Below are 19633 nucleotides of genomic sequence, written 5' to 3' on the forward strand. Positions count from 1 at the left end.
TCTCGGCGAGGGCCGTGGAGGAGGAGTGCATCAGCCGCTCCCGGCGGTGAACGTGCACCAGGTGCAGGTGCCTTTGCGGCCCCAGTCCCGGGCGAGATAGGTGACGAGCTGCATGCCGCGTCCGCCCTCGTCGTCCGGACCCGCCTCCCGCATCTCCGGAGCGCCGGACGAGTGATCATCGACCTCGATAGTCACGTCACCGGCGGGGTCACAAGTGACCTGGAACGAGACGGAGTTGGCGTTGCCGTGGACGATGGCGTTGGTGACGATCTCGCTGACCAGCAGCTGCACCGTCCCGATCACATCGCGGTCCCTGACGCCGGCCCTCCCCAGCACAGCGGCTGTCACCCGGCGCGCCGCCTCCACTCGCCTCGGGTCGGCATCGAACGACATCGCGGCGTGCGCACTTCTCATCGGCCCTCTCCAAGTCGCCGTCTCGCCACCCGCCGGGATCGTGTCGAGGCGGGCCGGTAAACACCGGGAGAGGAGAGCGGGAGTGCGGTGTGCCAGAGGCGTCGGATGCATAGGAATTCCTCTGAGGTCGTGGAAGGCCGAGCCCTGACCGGGACGTGCGACTTCGCGTTCTTCTTACGCCGCTGTCGCCTGCCGCAGCGGTCGCTCAGTTCCGCTGCTGGCCTTGCGTGGCAACGCGTTGCGCCGTTGGTCTTTGCTGCCTCAGCCCGGCACGTTGCAGACCTCGGTGCTGTTCCAGGAAGTCATGGTTTTCATCCGGTTACCGCTACGGCGCAGCGCCTCCACGGAGCGCGCGAGGAGTGTGGCGTGCCGTACGGGGCCGAGCGAACTTGGATCGGCCGCCAGACGACGCCGCGCTTCGCCGATTCCCGCTGGGCGCATGCCACGTCTCGTGGCTCGGCCACGTCGCACCGCTGTTCCAACTCCGGGATGAGCAGGTTGAGGTGCCCGCGAAGTTGGAGAGTGAGCGAGGTCAGTGCTTCGCCGGCGGGAGGCTCGTCGTCGAGCAGTGCGGCTGCCGCGGCGGACATCGTGGAGATGTCGAGCGGGACCGTACTCTGCATCGCCGGATAAGTGGTCTCGTCCATGGCGTGCTCCCCGGCTCGTCGGTTTGTGCGTTGCCCAATCAGGGTCGTCCGGAACGCGCAACTACGGGATAACCGGCGGGGGTTACCGAGGCGGTAATACACTCGTTGACGCTCCAGCAAGGCGCGCTCGCGTGCGTAAAATCGCCCTGGAGGTCGGCTCACATGGACGCCACGACATCCGGCCCACTCGCGCCCGACGTTCTCGACAGAGCAGACGTACGGGCAGCCCTCGCGGAGCACGACTTCGCGGCCGTCTTCACCCTGATCAAGAAGTGGGGCGGCCTTTCCCAGAACCGCATCGCGTCCGCCTGCCAACTCACCCCCGGCAAGGTGTCCACGATCATCAGCGGCAGCCAGCGCGTCACCAGCTTCGATGTGGTGCGGCGGATCGCCGACGGACTACGCGTCCCAGGTCACATGCTCGGGCTCGCATCGCGCCCCTGGGAGCACCAGCAGCAGACCCAGCACCCGCCAGAGTCGCCGGGCGTACGACCGGCAGCCAGCGAGGTCCCGTGGAGGCCGGATGCCACCATCGACCTGGCAGCAGACCTGACGAGGAGCGATCTCGTGATGGACCGTCGCGCAATCACACGCGCCCTTGCTGGAGCGGCCGTAACCGGCGCTGCCCTGCTCGATTCCCTGGAGGGCTGGCTCCAGCCGGCTGCCGCTCTGCCCGCGCCTGTCCGGCGAGGCCGACTCGGACTTCGTGAGACGGATGAACTGGAGTTCACAGCACGCGCGTTCCGGCAGTGGGACCACCAGTACGGTGGCGGGCTCCGTCGCAAGGCGGTTCTCGGGCAGCTTGCCGAGGTGGCCGGCGCGCTCGACGAGCACCAGGCGCCCGAGGTGGAGACGTGCCTGTACCGGATCATGGCGCAGCTCGCCGGAACGGCGGCGACCATGGCATGGGACAGCGGTCTCCACCGACGGGCGCAGGAGTACTACCGTCTGGCCCTGCGATCCGCGCACGCGGGTGCCGACCCGGTGTTCGGCGCCAACGTCCTTGCCGGAATGGCCCGGCAGATGCTTTACCGCGACCGCCCGGATGACGCGCTTCAGCTCATCCAGCTTGCCCAGGAAGGCGCCCGGGACGTGATCGGACCGCGTGTGCGGGCCATGCTCCACACCCGTGAGGCGTGGGCGTACGCCGCGCAGGGCCGCACCGCCGGATTCCAGCGGGCCACCGCGAAGGCGGCCGAAGCCCTCGCCAATGCGACCCGCAGTGGGGAAGAGCCTTACTGGATCGCGTACTTCGACGAGGCTGAGCTGGCGGGCGTCACCGGCGGCCGACTGCTCGACCTCGCACGACAGGACCCCCGGCAGCACGCGGAACGGGCGGCCGATGAGAGCCGTACGGCGCTCTCTTCTGGCGGTTCGGAAGCAGGCCGCTCCCACGCGCTCGACCGGATCGGCCTCGCCGAATGCCGTTTCCTCGTCGGTGATGTCGGCGGCGGCGCGGAGGAGACCCACCGCGCGGTCGCCGCCGCAAGGCTCACCCAGTCCGGCCGGGTCCGTACACAGCTCGGGCAGCTCTACCCGTACACCGTGGGCCACCAGGCATCGCGGTCAGTGCGCAAGGCGCGGGATAGTATCCGCGACCTGCTGTCGAGCTGAGGAGGACGGCGTGACAACGCTGGCCGTGACCGGACACATGGACCTGACCGAGGAGAGCGTGCCGCTCGTGCGGTCCGCACTACGCCAGCTTCTGGAGCCGTACCGCGAGGACTTGACCGGGGTGTCGTGCATCGCCGCCGGGGCCGACGCACTGTTCGCCGAGGAAGTCACCGCGATCGGCGGCCGGCTTGTCGTCGTGATCCCCTCCCAGGACTACCGGGAAACGAAAGTGAAACCGGCGCATGCTGCGGTCTTCGACCACCTCGTTGAGGCCGCCGTGGACGTGGTGACGATGCCTCACGAAACGGCGAACCGGACGGCGTACGAGGCGGCCAACAGTGAACTGCTGACGCGCGCGGACCGGCTCGTCGCAGTGTGGGACGGAACTCCGCCCTCGGGCAAGGGCGGGGGCACCGCCGACACCGTCGAGGAGGCACGCGCGGCAGGACTGCCCGTCGACGTCGTGTGGCCGGACGGCGCGGCACGCCGGACGTGACGAGAAAGCCCCCTTTGCCCGACGCAAAGGAGGGCAAGGGCCAAATTCCGCGGTGGATGCCGTGTCGACGAAGTCGGCGCCCTGATCGACTACTCGGGTTCGGTGCTGGACGCCACCCACCGGAGGCACGACTCCGCACCGGCCACGATGGGGACGGCACTGACCTCGGGACTGTCCCAGGGGGGGGACGCTCCACCAGATGTGCTTCGAGGGCCTGATACCAGTCGGAGCGGGTCTTCATGAAGAGCTGCCAACAGCGGCTGGATCTGGTGGGCGCGCGGCGCTCTACTGCTCCTTGCGACGGTTGCGAACTCCTCACGCACCGCTTGGTTGCGCCGCAACAGGTCAACCACTGCCGAGGCTTGATCCGCGAGTACGGCCAACTGATCGTAGTTCGACCTAAATTCTAGTTCAACCAGGATACTTTTCCTTTGACTCCCGGGGCCAAAATTGCATCAGCCCTGAACCACTCCGCACCCTCCCTAGGCGTGACCTGCACCTGAGAGACGGCAGAAGTGAGTGGCCTTCCTCCCATATTATTCGGAATCGAGACCTCTCCACTTTTCACATATTCCCTGAAACGCCCTTCCATCAGTTCCGATCCCGGCGGCGGTTCGGCAGCCTTCATCATGTTCAGTATCGGCTCCCAGTGAAACCACCGAATTCGCCCACTTGGATACAGTGCCATAATTGGAGTTGGGCCCGGCGGGGGCGTGTTGGGCCAAAAATGCTTATCGATCAATCGCAGCACTTCACAATACGTTGGCCAATAAGCGATCAGCGCGTTAAGAGACTTGAGCAGAGACTGGGTGCTGATCGACTGTCGTGCCTCGATCTCGCGCACGAAATAGGCCCAGACCTGCTAGGAAGAGAGTAAGAGGAACTCCTCGACAGCGCGAGGTCTTTTAGACATCTTGAAGCGAGGCGGTTCGCCCTCACGATCGGCGGCTTAGGCGACGCACTCGACCTAAACTCGTCAGTGTGGTGTGTAGACCATGACGGAGCGCTCTGAGTCATGTGTAGGAGTTGAATTCGAATCTGAGGCACCCCGGAGCCGATATGACTGCAACATCGCCGAGCATCGAGCGTGGCACCCTACGAGAGGTAGTCCTGGGCCGTCCCGGGGCTGTCAGAGGTCACTCCACGACGACCAACAACGACCCCGCACGACCGACGCCGCGCTGGCCACAGCAAGGTTGGCTTCGTAGCCACACGGTCGCAGACCCAACGCATCAGTTCTTCGACATCTAAACCGCAGGGTCGGGCCACGTGGGCCGAAATCCTGACGTGACGTCAGAACACCAAGAGGGCCGCTACCCCATTGCCGGGGTAGCGGCCCTCGTTGGTTTGCCAGGATTCTTTCGCGGCAGCAGGCTTCTTTGGCTGCGGGCCGTTGGCCTGGTTTTCAGGCGGTGTGGCCCGCCTTCAGACCTGGGCCGGAGAAGCTCGATGACTCCCGATCGAACAGTGCTGAACGTGTGGTGGTCCTGCCGTCTCGCTGAACGTCAATTCCGCCGGGCCCTGATCCTTCGGAGGACTTGCTTCAGGAGCGCACTGAAGCCGACGCAGTGCTCCTGGACTGCCTCCACCGGTCCATCGGCCACCGCTCTGAGTGAGAGGGTCCGCCAGTGGCCTGCCGGCGGACCCTCTACGAGGCGAGTGAGTGCTGGGGATACCTGCTGAATCGGGGCAGCGTCAGGGCGCGCAGGAGTCCCCGAGGCTGGTGAGAGCGGTGCAGCGGTACGGAGCCGGATTGATCACCGTCGGCGGCCGGCGCAGCTTGGTGGCCTGCTCGTAGTCATGGGCGTAGCCGATGAGGGTGGGCTCGCTCCACGCCTGGCCGAGGAACGAGATGCTGAACGGCCGCCTGTTGGCGGACTGGTAGCCGGCCGGGACGCTGATCGAGGGGTACCCCGCCTTCGCGCCGATGCCCGCGCTTCCGCTGTTGGCGAAAAGCAGCGCCGTCAGGTTGTTGTCCTTCATGACGGCGTCGATGCGGTCCTTGCTGTCGGCCAAATCCTGGGCCCGGCTCGCCTTGTAGGCGGCCGTGTCGGCGCTGTCGGCGCCGAGGTCCTTGGCTTCGGAGTTGAGAGCATTGACCTGTCCGAACTTCAACGCCGCACCGGCGTGCACGTTGTTGTACGCGATGATGTCGGCGAGGCTCTTCATGGGGGCTTTCTTCGGCAGCCGGGCCAGGTACGCGTTCAGGTCACGCTTGAACTCGTAGGACAGAACCGTCGAGGGGTGGCCCGAGGTGTCCAGGGCGACATCGACGAGCGTCGCGCCCTGGGCCCTGAGAGCGGCGACGGAAGCGTCCCACAGGGCCCGGTTGTCGGTTCCCGCAGCCGGGACCTGGCTGGCGACGACGCCGATACGGGCCCCTTGCAGCGCCGTGGTCGACAAATCCTTGATGAAGTCGTGCCCGACGAGCGGATTGGCTTCGGTGGCGGGATCCGCCGGATCCCTGCCGTCGAGCGCGGTGAGCGTGGCTGCGGCGTCGGCGACCGTGCGCGTGAGCGGGCCGGCCGTGTCCTGGCTGGCGGCGATCGGAACGATGCCCGTGCGGCTGGCCAGTCCCACGGTCGGCTTGATGCCCACGACGGAGTTGGAGTACGCGGGACTGAGGATGGATCCGGAGGTCTCGGTCCCGACGGTGACGGCGGCGAAGGCGATCGAGGCCGCGACACCCGAACCGGCGCTGGATCCGCTCGGAGTCTGGCTCGTATCGTAGGCGTTGAGCACCTGCCCGCCGAGCGAGCTGTAGCCGCCGGGCATCCCGCTGGTCAGGTAGTTGGCGAACTCGGTGAGGTTGGCCTTTCCGATGATGACCGCGCCCGCCTTGCGGAACTGCGCGACGATCGGTGCGTCCTTCGCGGGATACGAGTCGGCGAGTGCCACCGAACCCGCGGTGGTCGGCATACCCGCGACATCGATGTTGTCCTTGACGATGACCGGTATACCGAGCAGGGGGCTGTGCGGGCCCTTGCCGCGCCGCGCCTTGTCGGCGGAGGCCGCTTCCTTCATCGCGTCGGGGTTGATGGAACGTACCGCGTTGAGCGAGGGCCCCTGGGAGTTGAGGGCCCGTATGCGTTCCAGGTACGCCTTGGTGAGCTCGGTACTGGAGATCTTGCCGGAGCTGAGGAAACCGTCCAGCTGGGCTACGGTCGCCGTTCCGAGGTCGATGGACAGCGGTCTCTCGGAGGGACGACCGGTCGCGCCGGCTCTGGACGTGGTCACGGACGCTGTACCGGCGACCATCAACACAGCCATGGCGAGGGCTACGGCGTGGCGCCGGTCGAACCGTTCACGAGCTGAGGAGTTGCTTTTGATCGTAGGCTCCTAGCGAGGAATACGAATCTGTGAGTCCTCAGCATGGAAACGGCGATCTGCGTCCGTCGTGTATCCGTGTGATATCGATCAAGTTGCCGTCACCGATTCGACGTGGATGGACAGTTCACCTGTGCCGGCGGCCTCGTAGCTTCATGAGTGGCTGTCAGGTGGGAAGCGGCGGACGGGGCGGCGGAGGCTGAGGGGGCTACTCGTGGTTGGCCAGTGCGGCGGCCGGGGAGGTGCGGAGGGCCCGCCGGGTGGGGAGTTCGATCGTGAGGAAGGCGATGCTCACGATCGTGAGCGCGATGGCCGGAAGCAGCCAGACCGGCCCCGCCGGCCAGGGCTGGTCCAGGAAGCCGATGCCCAGGAGAGCGAGTGGGATCGCGGAGACGGCGAGGCCCGCGACGAGGGCGGCGGTGGCGATCAGCGCGGCTTCACGGCGCATCATGGCGCGGATCTGACGTGGGGTGGTGCCGTTGAGGCGCAATGTGGCGATCTCGGTGCGGCGTTGGGCCGTGGTGGCGGTGAGCTTGTTGGCGATGGAGAGGAGGAGGTAGCCGAGGAGGACGGCGATGGTGGCGAGGTTCACCCAGACCTCGGGCGGCGCGTCGCTCAGGCCGGCGCCGGTGGTGTCGGCGGGTTCGAGGGCGAGGCCGGGGCGGGACGCGGCCAGCGCGGCGAGGTTGTCGTGTGCCGTCGCGGAGTCGTCGGTGCGGATGAGGATGGTCTGGTCGAGGCGGGTGGTGGTGTGGTCGATCGCGAGATCGCGGGAGAGCACGACCGGGCCGAAGCCGAGACTGCGGCTGTAGACGGCGACCACCCGCGGGCTGACCCGCGTGCCGTCGCCGAGGATCAGGCTGATCCGCCGGCCGACATTGGCACCGCGTGACGTGGCGATGTCGCTGCCGACCGCGACCGTGTCGCCGGTGAGGCGGGCCAGGCTGCCGGCGCGTACGTCGAGGTCGAGCACGTCCGGGGCGGCGGGGTCGAGGATCATCGCGGATGCGGACTCGACCATGGGGTCGCCCAGTTGCTCGTACGGCCAGAGGACGGTGGTGGTGGTGACGGGTGCCGCGTCCCGTACGCCCGCGGTGTCCCGTACGGCGGCGAGCGTCCCCTCGGGCATTCCGCCGAGGCCCGGCGCGCTCAGGCGTTCCTGGGCGAGGGTGCCGGCGCGGACGTCGTTCGTGGTGGCGGTCAGCACCGTGGTCTGGGCCAGGGTGTACGTCAGGGTGAAGACGACCGCCATGGCGAGGGTGCTGACGACTCCGGCGATACGGATGGCGTAGCCGCGGACGTTGGACATCGCCAGCCAGGTGGCGGGCGAGGCACCGGCCGGCAGACGCCGGGCCAGCGTGTCGCTGACGCTCCGGACCAGGGCGGGGCCGGCCATGGCGAGGCCGATCGCCGCGATGATGCCGGCGAGTGAGGTCGCGGTCGCGCCGAGCGCCGTGCGGGACAGCAGCGGCACCACCGAGAGGGTGGTCGCGGCGACGATGAGCAGCAGCCCGGCGCGGGTCCTCAGGCGTGAGGGGTTACGCGGTTCGCTGCGCGACTCGGCGACGGCTTCGGTGGCGGGCATACGGGACGTGCGACGGGCGGCGCCCCGGGCGGACACCTGAACTGCCAGGGCCAGCAGGAGAATTGCGGCGAGAGCGGGAAGTGGGCTGTACGTCAGCGGGAGTGCTTCCGGGAGTACGCCGCGGTCGACGAGCAGGCGCCGGAACTGGCCGGCCAGCACGTAGCCGAGGGGTATGCCGGGCACGAGCGCCAGGGCCGCGATGACGGTGGCCTGGTCGGCGGCGAGCCGGCGGATCTGCTTCGGGGTGGCGCCGACGGCGCGCATCAGGGCCAGTTCGCGTCGCTGCCCGGCGATGGCCACGCCCAGCGCGCCGGCCATGACGAAACCGGTGATGAGCAGGATGATGCCCGCGAGCGACGACGAGAGCAGGATCAGGAGGGACCGGGCGGCCACCGCGTCGGGGGCGGCGAGGTCCCCGCGGTCGGTGCCGGTGGCCACCACCAGCTCGGGGGCGGGCAGTTGGGGCTCTGCGACGACCTTCCCCTCGCGGGGTTCGGCGTCGCGGAGCTCGGCGCGTACCGCGGCCGCGACCTTGTCGGTGGTGCCCGGCTCCGTACGGAGGCCGATCATGTCGACCGCCCCGGAATGTGGACCGGAACCGGGCCCGGAACGGGATCCGCCCTCGCTGCCCGCCAGTTGGGCGGCGGTCGGGTCGGCGAAGAGGACACCGGCGCCGGGCGCGTCGATCACCGCGGAGACGCGGTAGCCGGCGGCGGCGCGGCCGGCCGCGACCACGCGGACCTCGCTGCCGGGCCGCACGCCCGCGGCGGCGGCGATGTCGCTGTCCACGGCGATCTCGTCGGAACCGGCCGGCTTGCTGCCGTCCATGTCCGGGCCGTCGGAATCCGCGCCTTCGGAATCCGAGCCGTCGAGGCCCGCGCCGTCCAGCAGCTTGAAGGAGGACCAGTTGTGTCCGGCCGTCCTGGGGTCCTCCACGGGGACGGCCCGCCCACGGGCGTCGAGCAGCCCGACGGGGAAGCTGATGTCCCCCACCGCGACCGTGACACCCGGCAGTTGGGCCAGCCGCTCGACCAACGTGGCGGGTACGGTGCCGCGTTCCGGCAGCGCGAGCGGCAGGTCCGGGCCGTTCCGGAAGGTCTGGTCGGCCGACACCAGGATGTCGGCGCCGCCGAGCCGGCCGGGCGGCAGGTGGGAGCGGAGTCCCGACTCCGTCAGGACGCCCGTGCCGGTGATCAGTGCCGCACCGCCGAGCACCGCGCACACCACGGCCAGCAGAGCGCTGATCCGGTGCCGGGCCATCTGTACCGCGAGACGCAGCATGATCAGTTCTCTCCCAACGCGACGAGGCGGGCGGCCAGTTGGGGTGCGGTCGGCGTCGGCAGGGTGTCCACGACACGGCCGTCCGCCATCACCAGCGCCTCGTGCGCCTGCGCGGCGGCGGCCGGGTCGTGGGTGACCATCACCACGGTCTGACCGAGTTCGTCGACGAGTTCACGCAGCAGGTTCAGCACCCCGTGTGCGCTGCGCAGATCCAGCGCGCCGGTCGGCTCGTCGGCGAACACGACGGCCGGTTTGGCGACCAACGCCCGTACGATCGCGGCTCGTTGCTGCTGGCCGCCGGAGAGTTCGGCCGGCCGGTGGCTCAGCCGGTCGGACAGTCCGACCCGCTCCGTCAGGGTGTGCAGCCACTCCCGGTCCGGGGCCCGCCCGGCGAGGCGCAGGGGCAGGGTGATGTTGTCCGCGACGCTGAGGGACGGGACGAGGTTGTAGGACTGGAAGACGAACCCGATGCGTTCGCGGCGCAGTTCGGTGCGGCGGTTCTCGTTGAGCCCGCCGATCTCCCGGCCGTCGATACGGACGCTTCCGCCGGTCGGCGCGTCGAGCCCGGCGGCGCAGTGCATCAGGGTGCTCTTGCCGGACCCCGACGGCCCCATCACGGCGAGGAACGTGCCGCGTTCCACGGTCAGTGACACGTCGTGCAGGGCGGTGACTCCGCCGGGGTACGTCTTGCTGAGGTTCACCAACGCGATGGCGGGTGCGTGGCCTTGGCCGTAACCCCGGCCCCGCCCGTACACCTCACCCTGACCGACCGCCGCGCGGGCCGCGCGCCTCTCGGCCCTCCCGACGGGCGCACTCATCGGCCTCAGCGCCCTCATCGCCGGCCCCGCAGGCGCTGAGCGACGAGCGCCGTCACGCAGAGCGCGGTGACAACGCCGCACACGAGGTGGGCCGGCGCACCGGAGCCGCTGTACGAGGCGACCATGTTGCCGACCGCGCTGATGACCAGCACCAGCCAGAGCAGGGCGCGTACCACTCCGGCCCGGGTGACCTCGGTCCGCGACGCGTCGTGGCTTCCGCCGGGGCCGGTCAGACGGTAGGGGTCGGTGTATGTCATGAGGAGTTTCCTCTTCCCGCTCGGTGGTGTCTCGCTGTCGTCACCGACGCTATGAATTGCCACCCCCCGCGGCCGAGCCCGCCTGCTCCCCAGTCGTTGGTACAGCCTGCTGTACTCATCGACCGTCCGGCTGGCGACCAACTGGTGGGCCGCATAAGGTCGCTGCCGAAGGAGAGGTGCATGTCGACCCAACGCAGCACACTCGACGGGGCCGCCGAGTCCGGCGAGCAGGAATCCGTACGTCACGACTCCCGGAGTCCGAGCTCCGAGAGCGGCATCCGGGACATCGTCGTCCGATCCGGCGGCGCCGCCCTCGTCGCGCTCGAACGGCTCGCGGGTGGGTTCGGTACGGCCCTGCTCGCGCTCTTCACCCTCGTCTGGCTGGCCGTCTCCGCCGTGACCGCCCTGGTCGGCGTCGGACTCCTCATGGCGCCCGTCGGGCTGCGCCTCCTGCACTCCGTCGCCGAGCGTGAACGCGGCAGGCTGACACGTTGGGGCCCCGAACTGGTCGGTCCCGGCCCTGCCCCGGCCCAGCTCCGCCCGGCCCTCACGGATCCCACCACCCGCCGCGAGCTGAGCTGGCTGGTCCGCCACGCGACGGTGGGGCTGTTCCTGGGCCTGATCGGCGTACTGCTGCCGCTCTGCGCGATCCGCGACAGCACCTTCCCCCTCTACTGGAAGCTGCTCCCGGAGGGCGCCACCAGCGCCTCCATCGGGCTGGGAGTCGCGCGTGACTGGTCCGACGTACTCGCCGTCGCGCTGCTCGGGCTGGGGTGGATCGCCATCATCATGGGGCTCACGCCGGGGATGGCCAGGCTCCAGGCGAAGCCGGGCCGGCTGCTGCTGTCGGTCGGACCCGACGCGGACCTGTCGCTGCGGATCGCGGAGCTCACCGCCACCCGGGCCGCCGCCCTGGACGCCCACGCCACCGAACTGCGGCGCATCGAGCGCTCGTTGCACGACGGCACCCAGAACCGGCTCGTCACCGTCACCGTCCTGCTCGGAGCCGCGCGGCGCATGGTCGCCCGCGATCCGGCCGGGGCCGAGGAACTCCTCGAACGCGCCCAGAGTTCCGCCGAGCAGGCACTGGCCGAGCTGCGCTCGGTCGCCCGCGGCATCCTGCCGCCCGTGCTGACCGACCGCGGGCTCGAAGGCGCGCTCGCCGGGCTGGCCGCGTCTTGTCCGGTGCCGTGCCGGATCGACGTCGAGGCTCCCGAGCGGCGCGCGGCGTCCGTCGAGGCGACCGCCTACTTCGTGGTGGCCGAGGCACTGACCAACATCGCCAAACACAGCCGTGCCGAGCAGGCCGACGTCACGGTGCGCGGCGGTGGTGGCAGGCTGCGGCTGAGCATCAGCGACAACGGCCGGGGCGGCGTGGACGAGAACGGCGGGTCCGGGATCATCGGCATCCGCCGCCGTATCGCGGCGCTCGACGGCACTCTCACCGTGGCCAGCCCTCCCGGCGGCCCCACAACCATCGAGGTGGAACTCCCATGCGGATCGTGATAGCCGAGGACGACCCGCTGCTGCGCGAGGGACTCGCCCTGCTGCTGCGCGCGGAAGGTCTCGACGTGGTGGCCACGGCCGGTACCGCCGACGGGATCCTCGACGCCATCGACGAGCACAAGCCGGATGTCGCGATCCTCGACGTGCGGATGCCGCCGACCCACACCGACGAGGGGATCGTCGCCGCGGTCGAGGCCCGGCGCCGCCGTCCCGATCTGGCGGTGCTCGTCCTGTCCGCGTACGTCGAGCAGAGCTTCGCCACGGATCTGCTCGTCGGGGGCGTGACCGGACTCGGGTATCTCCTGAAGGAACGGGTCGGCCGCGTCGAGGAGTTCCTGGACGCGCTGCGGCGCGTGGCGGACGGCGGGACCGCGATCGACCCCGATGTGGTCGCGCAGCTCTTCACGCGCAGCCGCGACGACACGCGTCTGGAGCGGCTCAGTCCGCGTGAACGCGACGTTCTCGCCCTGATGGCGGAGGGGTTGGGCAACTCGGCCATCGCCGAACGGCTCTTCGTCACCGACGGTGCCGTCCACAAACACATCCGCAGCATCTTCGCCAAGCTCGACCTGTCGCCCACCGACCAGATGGACCGGCGGGTGGCCGCGGTGCTGCGCTATCTCGACGACGTCCGTCGCCGTGTCTGAGGGCTCGTCAACTACTGGGCTTCTCCGCGCTCAGTGACGTGAGCGGGAGCGGGGCGAAGCGGATGGCCTCGTACGCGGTGGCCGTCCCCGTCTCGTACAGGATCCCCACGTGCTCGTCGTCCAGCTGTACGAGGTCGGAGTAGGCGGCCTTGGCGTCGGAGAGCCGGTATCCGGCGGACCAGGTCGCGCCGCCGTCCAGACTCGCGCGTACGGTCATCCAGGCGCGGTCGCGGGGATCGGCGGGTGAGGCCATCAGCAGCGGGGCGTCGTCCGCTCCTTCCTCCCCGGTGACCTGGAGGAGACTGCCCTGCACGGGCGGCGCGGTGATGCCCGTGGCCGCCTCGAAGGGGCCGTCGAGCGTCGCGCCGCCGTCCTGGCTCCAGGCGTGGACCCGGTTGCCGGGGGCGCTGCCCTTCTGGTCGCGGGCGTTGAAGTAGACGGTGCCGCCGGGGAGTTGGGCGACGGCGGTCTCGTTCACATGGAGGGTGCCCTCGGCCGCCGGGTCGACGTAGCCGATCCGCCAGGTCTCCCCGCCGTCGTCGCTGAGCAGGGAGTGCCCGGCGTAGTGGCTGGGTTCGGCTCCCGTGTCCGTACTGCCGTCCGGAGGGGCGACGGAGTGGTTGGCGCCGACGACGAGACGGCCCGCGCCGGGGCCGGCGGTCAGCTCGACCCCGTGGCCGGGGCCGGTGGCGTACCAGCGCCAGTCGGAACGCTTGACCTGCTCGGTGATCTCACGCGGCGCGGACCAGCTGGCGCCCGCGTCCGTACTCGCCTGGACGAACACCCGGCGGCCGTCCTCAGGGGCGGCCTGCCCGGTCATGATCGCGGCCTCCGTCGCGTCGCCGCCGTTGCGGGTGGTCAGCAGCACCAGACGGCCGCTGTCGCCGACGGTTACGGGCACGGGGTTGCCCAGGGTGTCCTGCCCGGAGTCGGCGACCGGCCGCACCTCGGACCAGGTGCACCCACCGTCGTACGAACGCCGCCGCACCACGTCCACATCCCCGTGGTCCTCCTTGCCCAGCCGCCGCCCCTCGGCGAACGCGACCAGCACGTCCCGCCCGGAACCCGGCTCCCTCACCGCCACCACGGCCGGAATCCGGAAGGTGTCGTAGCCACCCTCCCCGGACACGAACACGTCAACGGCCCCACACTCCCCCGCCGCCCGCGCCCCGTCCGCCCCGGAACCTGTTCCCGATCCCGTATCCGATCCCATCTGACACCCCGCGATCACCATTGCGAGCCCCACGACGACAAAACGCCGGGCCCAACCCACCGCTGAACTCCTCATCTCCCCCAGCCCAGCGCGCCGAACCTGCACGACCGGGAACATCACGCCGCTTCGAGGTGAACAGCACACGTCGCCAAACCCTCGGGCTGTTTACAGCGGGAAGCTCCAGGGCGTCCCTGTCAGGTGGGGCGGGCGCGGCGAGCGCCTACCATCGGTGGATGCCGGACCAAGTGTCGACCACCGCGCGCCGCCTGCTGCGACGGGCCCGACTGCTCGTCGCCGTGCTCGTCAGTTTCTGTGCGCTGGTCGGGGCCGTACGGCTGGTCGCGCCCGCCACCGGGGGGACCGGCGGGGAGCCCGCCGGGGTCCGTGGTCAACTGGCCTTCATACGCTCGGCCTTGGACGACGGCGCCGGTGACGACGCCCAACAGCAGTTCCCCGAGGGGTACTTCTTCCTGCACGCCCTGTACGGCCTGAGCTGGGTCGAGCTGGGGATGCGGGAGCCCGCCGGTGAGGCGCGGGCCGAGGCGTCGCGGGAAGCGCGGTGGGCGCTGGGGCGGCTGGACTCGGAGGCCGGGCGTGCCGCGTTCAGCCCGGAACTGACCCCGTCGTACGGGGTCTTCTACCGAGGCTGGACCAACTGGCTGCGCGGCGGCACGCTCATGCTGCGGCCGGACGGCGAGCGCGACGCCGGGCAGGTGCGGCGGTTCGCGGAGGATTCGGCCGTTCTCGGGGCGGCGTTCGACGGAGCCGAGTCGCCGTATCTGACGGCGTATCCGGGGCAGGCGTGGCCCGTCGACTCGACCGTCGCCGTGGCCTCGCTGCGACTGCACGACACGCTGCTGCCCGCCCGCTTCTCCGGCACCGTGGAGCGGTGGCTCGACGGGGTGCGGCAGCGTCTCGACCCCCGTACGAGACTGCTGCCGCACCGCGTCTCCCCCGACACCGGCGATCCCCTCGAAGTGGCCAGAGGCACCTCGCAGAGCATCATCCAGCGGTTCCTGGTCGACATAGACCCGGCTTTCGCCCGCGAGCAGTACACGCTCTTCCGCGACCAGTACGTCGTCAGCCCGCTCGGTCTCGGGCCGACGACGCGCGAGTACCCGGAGGGCATGGACGGCCCGGCCGATGTCGATTCCGGGCCGCTCCCCCTCGGTGTGAGCCTGTCCGCGACGGTCGTCACGCTCGGCGCCGCGCAGGTGCGGGGCGATGCCACGCTGGCCGAAGGAATCGCCAACTACGGGGAGTTGCTCGGCGTACCGGTCAGCACCCCGTGGACGAAGCGTTACGCCCTCGGCCTCCTGCCGATCGGCGACGCGTTCGTCGCGTGGTCGAAGACGGCCCGGCCGTGGGTCGCCGAGCCCCAGGACCCGCCGCCCGCGCACCTCTCGTCCCTGTGGCGTCTCCCCCTCCTGGCGCTCCTGCTCGTCGCCGGCGCCGCGCCATGGCTGCCCGCCCTGGTGCGGTGGCGTCGACGTCGGACGGGAGGGAATGACGGCCCCGGGGCCGGGCAGTTGCCGTCAGCGCTTGGCGAAGACCGGTTCCCAGCGGCCCGGTGAGTAGTCCTTGGGCGTACGGGCTCCGCTCAGCGAGACCACCTTGTCGCTGCCGAGCGTGATCAGCACCAGACGGTTGTCGAACTCACCCCCGCCGGGCGCGATGTCCCAGGCGATCAGACGCTTGTCGTCCGCCCAGACGAGCAGCTCCTGGCCCTTGAGCCTCTCCACGCGCTTGCCGGTCGCCGGGTCGAGGACCTCCGTCGCTGTCGTACGCACTCCGCCGGCGAAGGGCCCCGCGACGAGTTCGCCGTTCGGGGAGAGGCCGGCCGGGGCCATGATGAGGTCGACGTGCTTCTCCTTCGGCGGCGCGGGCACCTCCTCGCCGCGCAGGTCGCGGAAGATTCTGCCGGGCGCCATGTTGATGAACTCGTACACCAGCGTGCCGTCGTTGTTGAACCGCAGTTTCTCGCCGGAGCCGAAGCCCCGGCCGTACTCCGGGTCCTGGAACGCGGGCAGCGCGTGCCAGTCCGACTCGCCCGTCCCGACGTCGACGATCGCGAAACCGGTACGGCAGGAGACGGGCTGGGGCTCCTCGGTCTCGTTCACCGGGATCCTCTTCGACCAGTAGGTGCGATCGGGATTCTTGTCGTACGTGGTGGCGATCAGCTTCTTGCCGTCCGGCGAGAACTCGACCGCGCCGACGCCCCCGCCAAGGCCCTCCACCGGGATCCAGCGCGTCACCTTCTTGGTGAGGAGGTCCAGAACTCCTATCCGCGAGACGGGCAGTCGGCGTTCCAGGACCGCTGCCGTGCGCATGCCGGGCGCGACCGTCAGATAGGCCCAGCGCGCGTCCACCTCGTACCTGCCGGTCTGCTGGTCCAGCACGGAGTAGGTCCGGGTCGTGATCTCGTCGCGGTTGGGCTGCTCGACCCTGCGGGAGGTGTAGTACGCGGCGAGTGCCTGGTCCCCGACCGCGATCAGGTCGCGCGGCGGCGACTGGTCGACATGCGTGAGCGTCTTGCCGCGGGAGGCCTCGCTCGCCAACTGGGTGGAGGTGTCGCCCGAGTTGAGCACACCCGGCCCCGCCACCGCGGCGGTGACCACCAGGACGGTCGTGACCGCGGCCCCGGCGAGGTGGCGTGTTCTGCGGCGGCGGCGAGCCGCGAGGACCCGGCCGGCGAGGTCGGCGGGGGCGGTCGCGGTGCCGGCGGCCTGTTCGCGCAGCGAGGCGCGTACCAATTCCTCGACGTTCACGGTCGTACCTCCACGGGGGCGAAGTCGCGGGACGGCGGCTGCGGTTGTTCCGGCTTCTCGTCGTCGGACGGGTCGAGCAGGCGGAGTTCGGGCGCGAGGACCCGCAGCCGGGCGAGTGAGCGGTGGGTGGTGGAGCGGACGGTGCCGACGGAGCAGCCGAGCAGGCGTGCGACGTCGGCCTCGGGCAGGTCCTCGAAGTAGCGCAGGACCAGGACGGCGCGCTGCCGCGCGGTGAGCCGGGACAGGGCGTCGCGCATCACGAGCCGCAGCTCCGCGGCGCCGGTCCCGTCCGCTCCGGAGGCGGTCCGGGCGTCGAGGCCGGGGTCGGGCGGTTCCGCGACGGTGAGCTCCTTGCGCCGGCCCTTGAGCCGCCACCGGCTGACCTGCTGGCGGTAGAGGATCTGCCGTACGTACGCCTCGGGTTCGTCGATCCGGTGCCAGCGGCCGGCGGCCTTGATGAGCGCGTTCTGCAACAGGTCCTCGCCCGCGTGGCGGTCGCCCCCGCTGAGCAGCACGGCGGTTCTCAGCAGCGCGGTGGACCTGTTGGTCACGAATTCCAGGAAACTCTCCCGGCTTGTGGCATCCATCGTCACCTTCTTCTCCCGGCGGGCCGGTCGGCCCTGCCTACCCGTGCTGACGCGCGTGAGGGGGCCTCACTATGCCGGGCACGCGAAAGGTGTCCGCGAGGCGTTCCGGAGCCGCGCCCCGATCCGTAAGGAATCATGAGCGGGAGCGCAAGAAGTTGACTGGTCACCGCAGTTGGGGCGCAGAGATGCGAAAACTGCTCGCAGGCATCTTGTGAAGCACGGCGCGACGGTCCTAATGTCCACCTCACCCCCACGGCGTCCGCTCCACCGAGCGCCTGCCCCACCGGCGTTCGTCCTCCCCAAGAGAATCGAGCCTTAGATGTCGTGGACCTCATTGACCGCCGCCGCCGTCGGGCTGGGTCTGAGTCTCAGCCTGCTGAGCGGCGGCGGCACCGCCCTCGCAGCCCCCCTCGAAAGACCCACCGGCCCCATCGGCCCCACCGGCCCCGTCGTCACCCGCGCCGCCCTCGACCCCGCGCTCGTCACCGGCCGGGGAGCCCGCGTCGGCTTCGCCGAGCAGGAGGCGGAGAACGCCGCGACGAACGGCGCGGTCATCGGGCCGGACCGGACCGCGTACACCCTGCCTTCCGAGGCCTCCGGCCGTGCGGCGGTGAAGCTGACGCCGAAGCAGTACGTCGAGTTCACCCTGCCCAGCGCCGCCAACGCGATCACCGTGCGCTACAGCGTCCCGGACGCGCCCGGGGGCGGCGGCATCACCGCGCCCCTCGATGTCACGGTCAACGGCGAGGGCCGGAAGACCATGACGCTCACCTCCCAGTACGCGTGGCTCTACAACCAGTACCCCTTCTCCAACGACCCCGGCGCCGACCTGCTGCACCCCGACTGGTGGATCACCGAGTGCGCGTGCGTGCCCGCCGCGACGACTCCCGCGCCGGTCATCACGAAGCCGTTCCGCCCGAGCCACTTCTACGACGAGCAGCGCCTGAAGCTCGGCAAGACCTACCGGGCCGGTGACACGGTACGGCTGACGGTCCCGGCGGGCAGCAAGGCCGACTGGACGGTCGTCGACCTCCTCGACTCGGAGCTCGTCGGCGCGCCCCACATCCGGCTCACCGCCGCGAACGTACTGCTGTTCGGTGCCGATCCCCTCGGCCGGCGAGATTCGGCGGACGCGTTCGACAGGGCGATCGCCTTCGCGAAGCGGAAGAACCTCACCGTGTACATCCCGCCGGGCACCTACCAGGTGAACCGTCACATCATCGTGGACGACGTCACGATCGAGGGCGCCGGCAACTGGCACACGGTCGTCAAGGGCCGCCAGGTCACCCTCGACAGCCCCGCCCCGGACGGCTCGGTCCACACGGGGGTCGGCTTCTACGGCAAGGACGCGGCCGACGGCGGAAGCCGGAACGTCCATCTGTCGGGCTTCGCGATCGAGGGCGACGTACGGACACGGATCGACACCGACCAGGTGAACGGCGTCGGCGGCGCGATGAGCGACTCGACGGTCAAGGGGCTGCACATCCGGCACACCAAGGTCGGTCTCTGGTTCGACGGGCCGATGTCGAACGTCCGCGTCTCCGGCAACATCGTCGTCGACCAGATCGCCGACGCCCTCAACTTCCATACGGGCGTGACCAATTCGGTCGTGTCCGACAACTTCGTCCGCAACACGGGAGACGACGGCCTCGCGATGTGGTCGGAGAAGACCGCCAACGCGAAGAACACGTTCACGCGCAACACCGTGCAGTCGCCGGTCCTGGCGAACGGCATCGCGATCTACGGCGGCACGGACAACACGGTCTCGGCCAATCTCGTCGCCGACCCGGTCCGGGAGGGCAGCGCGCTGCACGCGGGGTCCCGCTTCGGCGCCGAGCCGTTCACCGGGGCGCTGCGCTTCACCGACAACACCACGGTTCGCGCCGGGACGTACGAGCTGAACTGGAACATCGGGCTGGGAGCCATCTGGCTCTACGCGCTGGACAAGGACATCGACGCGGACGTCCGGGTGACCGGCGACCACTATCTCGACAGCACGTACAACGCGATCATGCTGGTCAGCGACTACGCGGTGAAGGACCTGTACGTGATCGACGGTGTCCGCTTCAAGGACGTCAGGATCGACGGGACGGGTACGTCGGCGGTCAGCGCCCGGGTGAAGGGGTCCGCGTCCTTCGAGAACGTGGACGCGCGCGATGTGGGCGCCGTCGGTGTCAACAACTGCGGCTCCTTCAACTTCACGCCCGCCGGCTCGGAGTTCGCGCTCACCGACCTCGGTGGCAACGACGGGGGACGGGGTACGGAGTCGTGGCTCGCGCCGTGGCTGCTGCCGAACACGATCACGTGCGACGACCGTCCGCCGGTGGTGGCCCCTCCGGCGCCGTCCACCTGGTGAGAGGGCCGTTCACCTTCCGACCTGAGGCTCCCCCCCTCATGGGTGTGGCCCCGCGCGGCGTCCTCCGCGCGGGGCCACGGTCATGGCCGGGCCAAGTGGCCCGGGTCACCGGTCACC

The 19633-nt window shown here is 70.0% G+C and carries 15 protein-coding genes; 6 read left to right on the top strand and 9 right to left on the bottom strand.

The window, feature by feature from the left end:
* Positions 1–30: 30 nt before the first annotated feature.
* Together ACIBBB_RS08270 and ACIBBB_RS08275 are read right to left on the bottom strand one after the other, a co-directional pair.
* Positions 31–414 carry an ATP-binding protein gene (locus ACIBBB_RS08270; protein ID WP_398980084.1) on the bottom strand — a complete coding sequence of 128 codons (384 nt, stop codon included), beginning with the start codon at positions 412–414 and terminating at the stop codon, positions 31–33.
* A gap of 311 nt (positions 415–725) precedes the next feature.
* Complete coding sequence (locus tag ACIBBB_RS08275; RefSeq protein ID WP_398980086.1) at positions 726–1061, bottom strand: DUF6415 family natural product biosynthesis protein; 336 nt, start codon at positions 1059–1061, stop codon at positions 726–728.
* 162 nt (positions 1062–1223) lie between these two features.
* On the opposite strand from ACIBBB_RS08275, the gene ACIBBB_RS08280 reads away from it, so the two are divergent.
* Positions 1224–2675 carry a helix-turn-helix domain-containing protein gene (locus ACIBBB_RS08280; RefSeq protein ID WP_398980088.1) on the top strand — a complete coding sequence of 484 codons (1452 nt, stop codon included), beginning with the start codon at positions 1224–1226 and terminating at the stop codon, positions 2673–2675.
* A gap of 10 nt (positions 2676–2685) precedes the next feature.
* Positions 2686–3171 carry a hypothetical protein gene (locus ACIBBB_RS08285; protein ID WP_398980091.1) on the top strand — a complete coding sequence of 162 codons (486 nt, stop codon included), beginning with the start codon at positions 2686–2688 and terminating at the stop codon, positions 3169–3171.
* Positions 3172–4866: 1695 nt separating this feature from the next.
* Here ACIBBB_RS08285 and ACIBBB_RS08290 read toward each other — a convergent pair.
* The 4 genes from ACIBBB_RS08290 to ACIBBB_RS08305 form a co-directional block, all read right to left on the bottom strand.
* On the bottom strand, positions 4867–6408 hold the full coding sequence (locus ACIBBB_RS08290; RefSeq protein WP_398980093.1) for an amidase family protein: 1542 nt from the start codon (positions 6406–6408) through the stop codon (positions 4867–4869).
* A 298-nt stretch (positions 6409–6706) separates the two neighbouring features.
* Positions 6707–9364 (bottom strand): FtsX-like permease family protein, encoded by a 2658-nt coding sequence (locus ACIBBB_RS08295; RefSeq protein ID WP_398980095.1) that lies wholly within the window; start codon positions 9362–9364, stop codon positions 6707–6709.
* Between the two features lie 2 nt (positions 9365–9366).
* Positions 9367–10182 carry an ABC transporter ATP-binding protein gene (locus ACIBBB_RS08300; protein ID WP_398980097.1) on the bottom strand — a complete coding sequence of 272 codons (816 nt, stop codon included), beginning with the start codon at positions 10180–10182 and terminating at the stop codon, positions 9367–9369.
* Between the two features lie 14 nt (positions 10183–10196).
* The gene (locus ACIBBB_RS08305; protein WP_398980099.1) at positions 10197–10439 is read right to left on the bottom strand and encodes a hypothetical protein; all 243 of its coding nucleotides are present in this window, start codon (positions 10437–10439) and stop codon (positions 10197–10199) included.
* A 180-nt stretch (positions 10440–10619) separates the two neighbouring features.
* On the opposite strand from ACIBBB_RS08305, the gene ACIBBB_RS08310 reads away from it, so the two are divergent.
* Together ACIBBB_RS08310 and ACIBBB_RS08315 are read left to right on the top strand one after the other, a co-directional pair.
* The gene (locus tag ACIBBB_RS08310; protein ID WP_398980101.1) at positions 10620–11945 is read left to right on the top strand and encodes a sensor histidine kinase; all 1326 of its coding nucleotides are present in this window, start codon (positions 10620–10622) and stop codon (positions 11943–11945) included.
* On the top strand, positions 11933–12592 hold the full coding sequence (locus ACIBBB_RS08315) for a response regulator (protein WP_398980103.1): 660 nt from the start codon (positions 11933–11935) through the stop codon (positions 12590–12592). Before ACIBBB_RS08310 ends, ACIBBB_RS08315 begins: the two co-directional genes overlap by 13 nt.
* 7 nt (positions 12593–12599) lie before the next feature.
* Here the strand turns inward: ACIBBB_RS08315 and ACIBBB_RS08320 are convergent, their stop codons facing one another.
* Positions 12600–13727, bottom strand: a complete 1128-nt coding sequence (locus ACIBBB_RS08320; RefSeq protein WP_398980105.1) for an exo-alpha-sialidase — start codon at positions 13725–13727, stop codon at positions 12600–12602.
* A 311-nt stretch (positions 13728–14038) separates the two neighbouring features.
* Between ACIBBB_RS08320 and ACIBBB_RS08325 the strand changes: the two genes are divergently transcribed.
* Positions 14039–15379: a hypothetical protein gene (locus ACIBBB_RS08325; protein ID WP_398980107.1), complete on the top strand. Its 1341-nt coding sequence runs from the start codon at positions 14039–14041 to the stop codon at positions 15377–15379.
* Here the strand turns inward: ACIBBB_RS08325 and ACIBBB_RS08330 are convergent.
* Positions 15341–16573 carry a hypothetical protein gene (locus ACIBBB_RS08330; RefSeq protein ID WP_398980110.1) on the bottom strand — a complete coding sequence of 411 codons (1233 nt, stop codon included), beginning with the start codon at positions 16571–16573 and terminating at the stop codon, positions 15341–15343. The two genes, ACIBBB_RS08325 and ACIBBB_RS08330, sit on opposite strands and share 39 nt — an antisense overlap.
* The gene (locus ACIBBB_RS08335; RefSeq protein ID WP_398980112.1) at positions 16570–17160 is read right to left on the bottom strand and encodes a SigE family RNA polymerase sigma factor; all 591 of its coding nucleotides are present in this window, start codon (positions 17158–17160) and stop codon (positions 16570–16572) included. Before ACIBBB_RS08335 ends, ACIBBB_RS08330 begins: the two co-directional genes overlap by 4 nt.
* 319 nt (positions 17161–17479) lie before the next feature.
* Between ACIBBB_RS08335 and ACIBBB_RS08340 the strand changes: the two genes are divergently transcribed.
* Entirely contained in the window at positions 17480–19516 is a 2037-nt protein-coding gene (locus tag ACIBBB_RS08340; protein WP_398980114.1) for a glycosyl hydrolase family 28-related protein, read from the top strand.
* The last annotated feature ends 117 nt before the right edge of the window (positions 19517–19633 follow it).

This window comes from Streptomyces sp. NPDC051217 (assembly GCF_044455465.1).
In the GTDB taxonomy this organism is placed as follows: domain Bacteria; phylum Actinomycetota; class Actinomycetes; order Streptomycetales; family Streptomycetaceae; genus Streptomyces.

Bases quoted from the DNA above. Each gene is read 5' to 3' on its own strand.
- ACIBBB_RS08270 (WP_398980084.1), bottom strand. From the start codon at position 414: ATGAGAAGTGCGCACGCCGCGATGTCGTTCGATGCCGACCCGAGGCGA.
- ACIBBB_RS08275 (WP_398980086.1), bottom strand. From the start codon at position 1,061: ATGGACGAGACCACTTATCCGGCGATGCAGAGTACGGTCCCGCTCGAC.
- ACIBBB_RS08280 (WP_398980088.1), top strand. From the start codon at position 1,224: ATGGACGCCACGACATCCGGCCCACTCGCGCCCGACGTTCTCGACAGA.
- ACIBBB_RS08295 (WP_398980095.1), bottom strand. From the start codon at position 9,364: ATGCTGCGTCTCGCGGTACAGATGGCCCGGCACCGGATCAGCGCTCTG.
- ACIBBB_RS08300 (WP_398980097.1), bottom strand. From the start codon at position 10,182: ATGAGTGCGCCCGTCGGGAGGGCCGAGAGGCGCGCGGCCCGCGCGGCG.
- ACIBBB_RS08305 (WP_398980099.1), bottom strand. From the start codon at position 10,439: ATGACATACACCGACCCCTACCGTCTGACCGGCCCCGGCGGAAGCCAC.
- ACIBBB_RS08310 (WP_398980101.1), top strand. From the start codon at position 10,620: ATGTCGACCCAACGCAGCACACTCGACGGGGCCGCCGAGTCCGGCGAG.
- ACIBBB_RS08315 (WP_398980103.1), top strand. From the start codon at position 11,933: ATGCGGATCGTGATAGCCGAGGACGACCCGCTGCTGCGCGAGGGACTC.
- ACIBBB_RS08325 (WP_398980107.1), top strand. From the start codon at position 14,039: ATGCCGGACCAAGTGTCGACCACCGCGCGCCGCCTGCTGCGACGGGCC.
- ACIBBB_RS08335 (WP_398980112.1), bottom strand. From the start codon at position 17,160: ATGGATGCCACAAGCCGGGAGAGTTTCCTGGAATTCGTGACCAACAGG.
- ACIBBB_RS08340 (WP_398980114.1), top strand. From the start codon at position 17,480: ATGTCGTGGACCTCATTGACCGCCGCCGCCGTCGGGCTGGGTCTGAGT.